Genomic DNA, 11,356 nt, shown 5'->3' on the forward strand with positions numbered 1-11,356 from the left:
CACCTGAAGAAGGTCGCCGCCGGCGAGATCGTCAACAGCCCGCGCGAATACTAGGAGAAACCCCTCATGTCTGAGATCTTTGAACCTAAGAACATCATCGTCACGGGCGGCTGCGGCTTCATCGGCAGCAACTTCGTGCACTACGTCGTGAACAACCACCCCGGGGTGCACGTCACCGTCCTGGACAAGCTGACCTACGCCGGCAACCCCGAGAACATCGCCGGGCTGCCCTCCGACCGCGTGGAGCTCGTCGTGGGCGACATCTGCGACGCGGAGCTGCTGGACCGCATCGTCCCGGGCCACGACGCGATCGTCCACTACGCCGCCGAGAGCCACAACGACAACTCCATCGCCGACCCGGAGCCGTTCCTGCGCACCAACGTGGAGGGCACCTTCCGCCTCCTGGAGGCCGTCCGCAAATACGGCGTCCGCTACCACCACGTCTCCACCGACGAGGTCTACGGCGACCTGGCGCTCGACGATCCCGCCAAGTTCACCGAGGAGACTCCGTACAAGCCGTCCTCGCCGTACTCGAGCACCAAGGCCAGCTCCGACATGCTCGTGCGCGCCTGGACCCGCACCTACGGCCTGCGGACCACGATCTCCAACTGCTCCAACAACTACGGCCCCTACCAGCACGTGGAGAAGTTCATCCCCAGGCAGATCACGAACATCGTCGACGGCATGCGCCCCAAGCTCTACGGCCGCGGCGAGAACGTCCGCGACTGGATCCACACCGAGGACCACTCATCGGCCGTCTGGGATATCCTCACCAAGGGCCGCATGGGGGAGACCTACCTCATCGGCGCCGACGGCGAGAGGAACAACATCACCGTGCTGCGCATGATCCTGGAGGCCATGGGGCGCGACCCCGAGGACTTCGACTGGGTCGCCGACCGCCCCGGCCACGACCGCCGCTACGCCATCGACTCCACCAAGCTCCAGCGCGAGCTGGGCTGGAGGCCGGCGCACACCGACTTCGCCGAGGGGCTCAAGCAGACCATCGACTGGTACGTGGCTAACGAGTCCTGGTGGCGCCCGGCCAAGGAGGCCACCGAGGCGCGCTACCGCGCACAGGGCCAGTAGACCGCATCCCGGCGAACCGCACCGCGCGGGCGCCCCCGGTTTCCCAACCTCTTCGATAGGAGCTTTTCCCACATGGCTGACATCGCTTTCGAGAAGGACCTCTCCGTCACCGAGACCGGCATAGAGGGCCTCAAGGTCGTCGACCTCGCCGTCCACGGCGACTCGCGCGGCTGGTTCAAGGAGAACTGGCAGCGCGCCAAGATGACCGCCCTGGGCATCCCGGACCTCAGGGTCGTCCAGAACAACATCTCCTACAACGACAGCCGCGGCGTCACGCGCGGCATCCACGCCGAGCCCTGGGACAAGTTCATCTCCGTGGCCCGCGGCTCGGTCTTCGGCGCCTGGGTGGACCTGCGCGAGGGCAGTTCCACCTACGGGAAGGTGTTCACCTGCACGCTCGACCCGTCGAAGGCCATCTACGTCCCGCGCGGCGTGGGCAACTCCTTCCAGGCCCTGGAGGACGGCACCGCCTACACCTACCTGGTGGACGCCCACTGGTCCCTCGAGCTGAAGAGGACCTACACCTTCGTGAACCTCGCCGACCCCGAGCTCGCCATCGAGTGGCCGATCCCGCTGGATGAGGCCACCGTCTCCGAGGCGGACCTCAACCACCCGATGCTGAGGGACGTCGTCCCCATGGCGCCGAAGCGCACCCTCGTCACCGGCTGCAACGGCCAGCTGGGCCGCGCGGTCCGCAGGCTCGCCGAGGAGCGCGGCTTGGCGAAGGACTTCGACTTCTGCGACATCGACACCTTCGACATGTCCGACCCGGAGGCCTATTCGCAGTACGACTGGTCGCTCTACGGCGCCGTCATCAACTGCGGCGCCTACACGGCGGTCGACAGGGCCGAGACCCCCGAGGGCCGCGTGACCGCCTGGAAGGCCAACGCGACCGGCCCGGCCCTGCTCGCCCGCACCTGCGCCGGGCACGGCATCACCCTCGTCCACGTCTCCTCCGACTACGTCTTCGACGGCACGGCCGAGGTGCATGACGAGGACGAGCCGTTCTCCCCGCTGTCCGTCTACGGCCAGACCAAGGCCGCCGGCGACATCGCCGTGGCCGGCTGCCCGCGCCACTACGTCATGCGCTCCAGCTGGGTCATCGGCGAGGGTCACAACTTCGTCAAGACCATGAAGGGGCTGTCCGACCGCGTCGCCGACCCCGAGGACAGGCTCACGCAGGTCACGGTCGTGGACGACCAGCTGGGCCGCCTGACCTTCACACGCGACATGGCCGGGGCCATCTTCCACGTGCTGGGCTCGCACGCCCCCTACGGCACCTACGACTGCACCGGCTCCGGCACCGTCAAGTCCTGGGCCGATATCGCCCGCGCCGTCTTCGAGGCCGCCAACGGCAACGGGGAGAGGGTCGTGCCGGTCAGCACCGCCGACTACTACGCGAACGCCTCGGACCCCATCGCCCCGCGCCCGGTCCACTCCGCGCTCGACCTCTCGAAGCTCGAGGCCGCGGGCTTCCACATGCCCGACTGGGAGGAAGAGCTTGGGGAGTACCTGGACGCTATTTCTTCGAAAGGTTCTATCTAACTCTATGAGATATCTGGCTTCTGAATCTGATTGCCCATGCGTGAGCGTAATCGTACCCATGTATAATTTGGGTTCTTATGCCTGCTCGTGCATAAGATCGCTGCTGGTGCAGACATATGCTAACCTAGAGATTATCATTGTGGATGATGGCTCAACTGATGACACAGTTGAGTTAATCGAAAGCGTTGTCGAGGCTGACTCGCGCGTTAAAATTCTCCATAAGATAAACGGTGGGCTCTCCTCGGCGCGTAATTTCGGCGTTAAACACTGCACCGGTGAATACATAATGTTTGTAGACGGCGACGACGTTCTTGATATAAGAACGATTGAGCTTCTTGTCGAGATCGCCCTTGAGAACGATGTTTCTCTTGTTACTTGCAAGTATAAAAAAATTTCATGTACCGAAGATTTTAAGGGTGGACAGCTCGGCCCCGTTGAGGTTGTTTCTGGTGACCGTTTGCTTGAAAGCTTGCTGCTGCTTGATGGTGAGTCCGGTTCTGCGTGCGCAAAGTTATATGCAAAGAAGCTTCTGCCGCTTTTGGTATTTCCCGATGGTCAGCTATTTGAAGATTTTGGTGTAGAGGCTACTGTTTTTTCGACGATTGATAAAGCATGCATATTTGATGCTGAGCTATATGGTTATCTGGCGCGTGAAGGGTCTATTACCACAATCAAGAGTTATGGTGATGCCCAGCTCGACGGAATGTCTGCCTCTCTTGATGTCGTTAGGCGGGTTGTGCGGGAAAAGCCTGAGTTTTTTGACGCCTTTGCATGTTTTGAGGCCTTCTGTTCGCTTCGCATAGCTTCAAGGCTCGATTTGTCCAAATGCTCTGACATAGAGTCAGCAAAGGCATTTATTTTTAAAGCCAGAAAGCAGTGTTGGACCGTTGCAGCTAGTACGCTTGTTGACAGGACTTGGCGCCTTCGCTGCCTTCTGTTCGCGGTCTCTCCTGCCCTGCACAGCTTCGCATACAGCTTTTATGGCAAATTGACCGGAAAGGTTATCGGCAAATGATATTTTACAGTTGCCTTTTTTTCGTCTCAGTTTTTTTTGCCTTTCTTTCGGTATGCGATTTAAAGCAAAGACGAACCCTAAAACAGCCGAGACTGGGTTTTTTTGTCTTAAGTGGATTAACTGTTGCTATTGCTTTTGGTATAAGAGAAGGTTTCGGAACAGATTACTACGATATTTATGTCAAAGGCTACAACGAAATACAGGCTGGGTTTGCCAGTCGTTTTGAGTTGGGATTTGTGACTCTTTGTAGATTGCTCATTTTATTCGGCCTTGATTACCACAGCATGTTTTTCGTTACCTCCTTTCTTACGGTCTTTTTAGTTTATAGAGCTATTTATAGTCAATCTTTAGGACCAATTTGGGGTGTCTACATATTTTTGTTCGGAGGTTTTCTCTTTTTCTCATCCAATGGGATTAGGCAGGCACTTGCCGCGGCAATTCTGTTGAATGCTCTTCCTTTTGCTACTCGAGGTGATACAGTTAAATTTTGTATAGCTGTTTTGGCGGCATCGTTATTTCACTCTACGGCTCTGCTCTTCATTCCTTTGGTTGTATTGAGGGGGTGGCGTCCGGATAGCTTGAAATCCTTTTTCACGTTTGTGTGCGCCATTGTTTTCGGCGGAGCCATCTCTTCCGCGCTTCTATCTTTTGGAATTGCAGTTTCACCGCAGATTGCAAGATACGCAAGCGTTGAACATCTGTCTAATCAGTTTTTATCGAGCGGCAACATGGACGTTGCCGATTTATTGATTTGTTCGATTGGTCTTGCAATATTTTTCTGGGTTAAAAATGTTAGCTCAATAACGTTAGACAGGCACACCATATTCCTGTTCAACCTTTTGATGGTTGGAGTCGTCGTGTGCGTCTTGTCTAAATACGTAATGCTGTTTTCTAGGATTGCTGTCTACTTCACGTCGATCTGTATCATTGCGATTCCAAGGCTTTTTTGTTCGTGCGATCGCGGTACTTGTCCATCGATTCTCATTGTAAAAAGCTTATATGCGATGTTTGTCATTATCGTTTTTATCTATCTATATGGCATTTTGAACTTCAGCCATGTTGTTCCTTATATGTGCGTCTTTTCCCATTAACTTATCTAGCTTATATCGTCTGGAGATTTCACTTTGAGTTCTCAACACAAACGTTTCTACAGCAATGTCGTTTGGCAGTACGGACTGCAGATTGTTAAGTACATTTTTCCCCTCATTACGCTGCCTTATCTGACACGTGTGCTTCTGCCGGAGGGTTATGCGATCTACGCGTATGTTGTGTCGTTCATGACTTTCGCCCAGACTTTCGTCGATTTTGGCTTCAACCTTTCCGGTACTAAATGCATAGCAAAATCCGAGACTGTCGAAGAGGAGAACCGGGCTATTGGTGCTGTGACAGAGGCTCGCCTGTTGCTTGGTGTAGTGACCGGCGCTGTCGTTGTTGTTGTTGCCTGGTTTATCCCCATTACTCATTCGAACATGCTATATACCATGTTTGCATTTGTTGCTGTATTCGGTAAGGCACTTGCTCCGGACTTTCTTTTCCAGGGACATGAAAACATGGGTCCATTGACGACTCGCTATTTTGTCTCGAAGGGTGTCTCTACTGCCTTGACGTTCATCGTTGTCCATTCTATCGATGACATTCTGTGGATTCCTATTCTCGACATCCTTTCGAGCGTTATTGCCCTTGCCTGGTCTTTCATTTCCGCCAAGCGAATGTTCGGTACCACCATTACGTTCGTGCCCCTATGCGAGGCGCTTTCAGAGCTGAAGGTTTCCGCGCTCTATTGTTTCTCGAACATGGCCTCCGTCGTTTTTTCCGGTTTCACTACGCTCTTGATTGGAATCGTGATTACCAACAAGGCCATGATTTCCTACTGGTCCCTTGCTGTGACTGCAATTAATGCCATCCAGTCCCTTTATTCGCCAATTGTGAACAGTCTGTACCCACATATGGTCAAGGGGGGTGACTACGGTTTTGCAAGGAAGCTGCTTCTTGTCTCAATACCCGTCCTGCTCATTGGCACCATCGCTTTCGCAGCGCTTTCCGATGTAGTTATGCTCGTGCTCGGTGGCAAGGACTATCTATCAGGTTCCTGGGTTATCGCCTGGGCTTCACCCGTACTCCTGTTTTCCTTTTATGCAACGATGGTCGGCTGGCCGATTCTTGGTGCCTCTGGCAAAGTCGCTGAGGTTACCTATACCACAGTGGGGTCTGCTGTATTTTGCATCGTTTCGCTCTTGACCGTGTCTGCGATGGGGGTTGCGAGCATGCAGACTATTTGCTTTATCCGCTGCCTTACTGAGGCAATTATGTGTGTGAGTCGCATTTGGCTCGCGCGCGAATACTTGTTTCCATCTCGAAGCGTTACCGCCGATTGCGAAAGGTAAGGAATAAGAAATGAAAAAGTGCGTCGGTATATTGTCACGCCATGCAGTGCCGAACTACGGTTCCATTCTGCAAGCATATGCCCTTCAGGATGCGTTCGCCTCAATGGGTATCAATGCTGAGTATGTTGACTACCGCATCCCCCGGGACTTTCCTTTAGCAGATGCCATGAGGACCTCTGGCGCGCTCGGTCCGATTCGTGCGATTCCAAAAGCGATTGGTGCCCGTAAGTTCGAGGCGATGAGGAGTGATTTGCTGAGGCAGAGCCGTAGGGTTACCGACTCAGAAGAGCTCGGTAAGCTTCTTGCCGAGTATCCTGTCCTTTGTGTGGGAGGCGACCAAGTGTGGAATATCATGTCCGATGGAAACATCGAGGGTGCCTACCTTTTGGAGGGCGCATCAGACGATGCCTACAAGTTCTCCTTCTCTTCCTCCTTTGGTAAAAATGGCCTCGATCCACGCGAACGCGAACGTGCCGCCAAAGCGTTTGCGCGCTTTGATAGGCTTTCAGTGCGCGAGGAAAGTGGGCAGAAAACTCTTGAGGAAATGGGACTTGAGGCGCAAACCGTTGTCGACCCCGTGCACCTGCTCTCAAAGGAGGCCTGGTTTGATCGTGTTGAGCCTCGTGCGCCCCGCGGGGTGAATGGGGAGTATTGCCTGATCTACAACCTGCATCCAAGCGATGCATTCGACCGCTATTCTGCTGCCGCATGCAAGTCACTCGGCCTCGAGGTCGTTAGCATTCGTCCGTCGCTTCGTAAGACGATGGGGAAGAATTTGTTCTACCCTTCGCTTCACGAATTCCTTTGGCTGTTTGACAATGCCACCTGCGTGCTCACGGACTCATTCCACGGGACTGCTTTTTCGTTGCTGTTCAATACGCCCTTTGTCGATATTCTACCTGAGCAGTATGCGGAGCGTAACAAGGCAATTCTTTCTCGCTACGGGTTGGATTCCCGCATAAGCACGGAGCTTCAGCCAGAAGAGCTTTGCCTCAACGATTTTGATTGGGCGGGCGTCAATGAGTCGCTTGCCGTCAACCGTGAGTCCTCCTCGGAGTTCCTTTGTGACACCGTTGGCGAGTTCTCCGCCCGTCTTGCTCGCTAGAATAATGAATGGAAGGTCCTATTTTGAGTCAGCCATCTGTTTCCATCATCGTCGCTGTTTACAAATCTGAACAATTTCTGCCGAAGCTTCTTCATTCCTTTGAGGTTCAAACCCACAAGAATCTCCAGATTATTCTCGTTGACGATGGTTCTCCCGATGACAGTGGTCGCATCTGTGATGACTATGCTGCACGTGACCCTAGGGCTATTGTTATTCACAAGCCTAATGGCGGCACTTGCTCCGCTAGGAATGCGGGACTTGGTGTCGCGACGGGTGACTATCTCATGATCGTGGACGGTGACGACTGGCTGGAGCCCGATTGCGTTGAATATTTGGTCGACTTGGCTGAGAGCACTGGCTCCGACATGTCCTACTCGGTGAATCTCTTTACAACGCGTGATAGGGAGCAGATTGTTGAGGACGTCCGGGAGACCTGGTCGGCAGAGCGCGCCACCTCTGCCATCATCTATCCCTTTATGCGGCTGGGGCCTTGGAATAAGTTGTACAAACGTTCTGTAGTTGTCGACAACAATATTTCGTTTTCCGTTCCTTGGTTTGGCGAGGGTCTGTACTTTGCTACCGAGGTTGCACAGCACTCTAATCATGTGGGCGTTGGTAGACGTAAGGTCTACAACTACCGTTTGAATAACTTGGGGAGCGGTCTTACCAACTACAACGTTCAAAATGGCAAGAATGCCCTCGGAAATATTAAATACATTAAAGAGAACCTGACTCTGGACACTCCGATGGTTCGCCACGCATGCGATTGGCATATCTGGCGAAACTACGAGTTCCTACTCACTCAGATAATAGGTGCGGATGAAATGGACTCCGAAGGCAAGCTCGCGAAAGAATGTGCAGCGTACGTTAGGAAGAACTGGCTGTCCGTGTTCAAGAACAGCGAAGTCGACCGTTCCGAGAAGGTAAAGATCGCATGCTGCGGCATGGCACCCGTGCTTTACGCGAAGCTGGTCATAGATCGAAACCGGAAGGGGCTCGAGGCTGATAAAGGCAAGTTCATGGATGTCGAGGAGTAGGTGCATGGCGAATCTAAAGCACGCAATCAAGCAGGGCATCGTTGCTCTCAAAGCCAAGAATATACAGCCTGTGATGCAGACCGTCGGCGATGAATGCCTGCTCAAGGGGAAGACTGCCCTCGTTGTGGGAGGCTCAGGTGGAATCGGCAAGGCGGTCGCCAAGGCGTTCCTGAAGAACGGCGCGAATGTTGTCATCGCCGGCACTAGGCGCGCGAAGGTCGACAAGGTGGTGTTAGAGCTTGGCGAGAAGTGCGCCGGGGTTGTTGTCGACCTTGCCGAGCCAGAGACCTTTTCGAAAGTCATCGACGAGGCGGTGGCATTCTACGGCCCCATCGATATCCTAGTCAATTCTGCCGGCGTTCATACCGAGGACGTCTCCATGGGCGGGTTTCTCGATTTTTCAGTTGAGGAATACGATCGCATCTTGGACATCAACCTGCGCGGCGTCTACTTCATGGTGCAGTCTGTTGCAAAGCGCATGATTTCCGATAAGGTCAGCAATGGGCATATCCTTATCGTCTCATCCTCGGCTGGCAACGAGCCCGCATGGTCTCCCTACCGCGTATCGAAGTGGGGTCTGAAGGGCATCACTGAGGGCATGGCTTCCGCCCTCGTTCCTCATGGCATTGTAGTCAACGCGATTGCGCCCGGCAGCACGGCGACTCCTCTTCTTGGCGTCGAGGAGGGTGACAGCATCTCTGCTGAGGACAACAGACTTGGCAGGTTCGCCATGCCCGAGGAGATCGCGGAATTCGCTGTGATGTTGGCCAGCCCCATGGGCGACATGGTGGTTGGTGACACTTTGTACGTCTCCGGTGGCCGTGGGGTCTGTGATATCCGGTAGCGGCTTTGCGGGCGCTTCAAAGTATGAGATCGCCTTTACCGCAGAAGCAGCTTGGCTGCCTCGGAGGCTTGCGTCGAACCGTCTTCGAGGTAGACTAAGCAACGGAATAGCCTCTTTGTCAAGCCTTCGGTTGCAGTGAAACTTATGGTGCTGCTTTTCGAGGTGACACCTCCGATTGCGGTGTTGTACCAGGTCCTGCCTCCGTTGTCAGAACATTGCCATTGAAATGCGGCCGCGTGCTCAGCGTCGATTGAGAACGAGGCCTCAATTCCTGCGCTCGTTGCGCAATCTTTCGGCTGCGTGGTGATCCTCTCTTTATTCGACAATAACGAGAGTTTGGCGTTTTGAGTCGCAGCTGTTGTTCCATCCTGGAAGGTGACAACGCACCTGTAGAGACGTTTCGCAAGTGCGGCACTGGCGGTGAACCGCAGCGTAGGCAGCTTTGAGGCGGCATTGCCAATCCCGGTGTCGTACCAGCCCTTCCCATCATTGTCGGAACATTGCCACTGGTACGAGATGGCACCTAGGGCTCGCACGGAGAAAGACGCTTCGGATCCAGTCGAGGCGGCCGTGTCTCGCGGTTGCCCGGTTATTTGGTTAGCGCTTAGTTTTAGTTGCGCAGTGTTTGAAGCCGAGCTAGTCCCATCAGGGAAGAATGCCAAGCATCTATAGCGGCGTTTTGACAATCCCGTACTTGCAGTGAACTCGATTCTCGCCTGCGTGGAAGTCTCACCTCCGATCCCCGTGTTGTACCATGATCTGCCCTCATTGTCGGAGCATTGCCACTGGAACGAAGTAGCCCGCTCTGCTTCGATGGCGAAGAACGCTGTTGACCCTGCGGCAGTTGTGCAGTCTTCGGGCTGGGAGCTGATGGCGTATCGGGCGACAAGGACGAGGCGTGCGGGCTCGCTTGCGAGGGTGCTGCTGTTCGGGAACGAGACTAGGCAGCGGTAGAGCCTCTTCGCGAGCTGGGCATTGGATGCAAACCTCAGGGTTTTCTGCCTGGAAGTTTCGCCGCCTATACCCGTGTTGTACCAACTTGAACCTCCGTTGTCGGAGCATTGCCATTGGAACGATGTCGCGCTTGGTGCCGTTACGGTGAATTCGGCTTGGGCTCCGTTGTATACTTCACAGTCCTTCGGCATGGTTGTTATGGCGTACGTGGTCTCATAGCTTGCTGTGAGGTCGTACTTGGCGCTCCATTTGCTGTTCGATTCTTTTGTGACGCTAGATGCCGCAGTAAGCTCAACCTTGGTGCCACCGGTCTTCCACTCCCTCTGATTCATCGCATAAGCAACAATCCCGTTCTGAATCCCCGAGATACTCGGCGGGAAGGACTGGTTATCTGCATTGATGGAAAAGCCCTCTTCCTTGGCATCCAGGTGCTGCTGAATGCGGTCGGCATATTTCTCGGCCCATTCATCGGCCTTGCCATTTCGCACATTGTAATTGTTGGAGAGGTCGGTTGAGCGGTAGGCATAGTCGCCCTTTTGGTAGTTTGCCGTGTGGTCGGAGTGGGCGATTGCCATGAGCTCGTCGGTCAGGCCAAAGTACAGATGGCGCTGGTCCAGGTCTCCGTACCAGTTGTCGCTGGTGTCGTCCCAGGTTAGGTCCATCTGACACCATTTGCCGTCGATCTTTACGGCGTTCCACGTGTGGCCGTTGCCGGTGATGCGGCCGTTGGCGATGCCCGCGGCGTCAAGGAGCTTGGAGTAGATGCGCTGGTAGCTCTCGCAGGTGCCCTGGTGGCGCGTGAGGCCGCTTTCGGCCGAGCACCAGTTGAGGCTGTGGTCGTACTCCAGCTGGTCGAGCGTCCAGTCGTGGAGCCACAGGGCCATGTCGTATTCCGAGCCGTTTGTTTCTTGTTTGCACTGGGCCACGGCGTTGTTGACGATCTGCGTGACGCTTGGGCGGGCGTTGTCGTTTACGGTTACCTTCGCCGTGGTTCGCAGATAGTAGATTCCCTTGTCGTTTTGGGGGTCGTTTCTGTCGTTGTCCATAAAGTAGAAGTAGATGCGGTACGTGCCCGATGCCGTAAAGTCAAAGGTAAAGTCGTGGCCCGCGGTGCCCAGGCTGTAGTAGCTGGTCCATGCCAGGCGCGACGGGTCGCAGACGCTTTCCTGGCTGCCGCCGTCCCAATAGGTGGGCACGTCCATGCGCGCTTTGGCCTGGGACGAGCCGTTGGCCTGGGTTACGTGGAAGGTCGTCGCGGTGCCCGCGGGGGCGTCGTTCCACGAGACGGTGAAGGTGACGCCGTTTTGGGTTGCGGTGGCGGAGTGGGCGTAGGTGGTTTGGGTAGTGTCGAGAAAGTTGGTGTAGCGTCCGATCCGAAGCGAGTCG

General features: G+C 55.1%; 9 protein-coding genes. 8 read left to right on the forward strand and 1 reads right to left on the reverse strand.

Features of this window, described 5'->3' with window-relative positions:
- Positions 1-66 precede the first annotated feature (66 nt).
- The 8 genes from rfbB (at position 67) to DW233_RS09540 (ending at position 9,016) form a co-directional block, all read left to right on the forward strand.
- Entirely contained in the window at positions 67-1,086 is a 1,020-nt protein-coding gene (gene rfbB / locus DW233_RS09505; protein WP_118267943.1) for a dTDP-glucose 4,6-dehydratase, read from the forward strand.
- Positions 1,087-1,158: 72 nt separating this feature from the next.
- Positions 1,159-2,631, forward strand: a complete 1,473-nt coding sequence (locus DW233_RS09510; protein ID WP_118267945.1) for a sugar nucleotide-binding protein — start codon at positions 1,159-1,161, stop codon at positions 2,629-2,631.
- A 4-nt stretch (positions 2,632-2,635) separates the two neighbouring features.
- Positions 2,636-3,646: a glycosyltransferase family 2 protein gene (locus tag DW233_RS09515; RefSeq protein ID WP_117786937.1), complete on the forward strand. Its 1,011-nt coding sequence runs from the start codon at positions 2,636-2,638 to the stop codon at positions 3,644-3,646.
- Positions 3,643-4,737: an EpsG family protein gene (locus DW233_RS09520; protein ID WP_118267947.1), complete on the forward strand. Its 1,095-nt coding sequence runs from the start codon at positions 3,643-3,645 to the stop codon at positions 4,735-4,737. Before DW233_RS09515 ends, DW233_RS09520 begins: the two co-directional genes overlap by 4 nt.
- Positions 4,738-4,770: 33 nt before the next feature.
- Positions 4,771-6,030: an oligosaccharide flippase family protein gene (locus DW233_RS09525; protein ID WP_158567850.1), complete on the forward strand. Its 1,260-nt coding sequence runs from the start codon at positions 4,771-4,773 to the stop codon at positions 6,028-6,030.
- A gap of 10 nt (positions 6,031-6,040) precedes the next feature.
- Positions 6,041-7,135 (forward strand): polysaccharide pyruvyl transferase family protein, encoded by a 1,095-nt coding sequence (locus DW233_RS09530; RefSeq protein WP_117769570.1) that lies wholly within the window; start codon positions 6,041-6,043, stop codon positions 7,133-7,135.
- Positions 7,136-7,143: 8 nt separating this feature from the next.
- Complete coding sequence (locus tag DW233_RS09535; RefSeq protein ID WP_118267951.1) at positions 7,144-8,172, forward strand: glycosyltransferase; 1,029 nt, start codon at positions 7,144-7,146, stop codon at positions 8,170-8,172.
- Positions 8,173-8,176: 4 nt separating this feature from the next.
- The gene (locus DW233_RS09540; RefSeq protein ID WP_158565257.1) at positions 8,177-9,016 is read left to right on the forward strand and encodes an SDR family NAD(P)-dependent oxidoreductase; all 840 of its coding nucleotides are present in this window, start codon (positions 8,177-8,179) and stop codon (positions 9,014-9,016) included.
- Between the two features lie 35 nt (positions 9,017-9,051).
- Here the strand turns inward: DW233_RS09540 and DW233_RS10295 are convergent.
- A partial coding sequence (locus tag DW233_RS10295; RefSeq protein ID WP_118267952.1) for a transglutaminase domain-containing protein occupies positions 9,052-11,356 on the reverse strand: 2,305 nt, incomplete at its 5' end.

It is taken from the genome of Collinsella sp. AM20-15AC (assembly GCF_003471405.1).
In the GTDB taxonomy this organism is placed as follows: domain Bacteria; phylum Actinomycetota; class Coriobacteriia; order Coriobacteriales; family Coriobacteriaceae; genus Collinsella.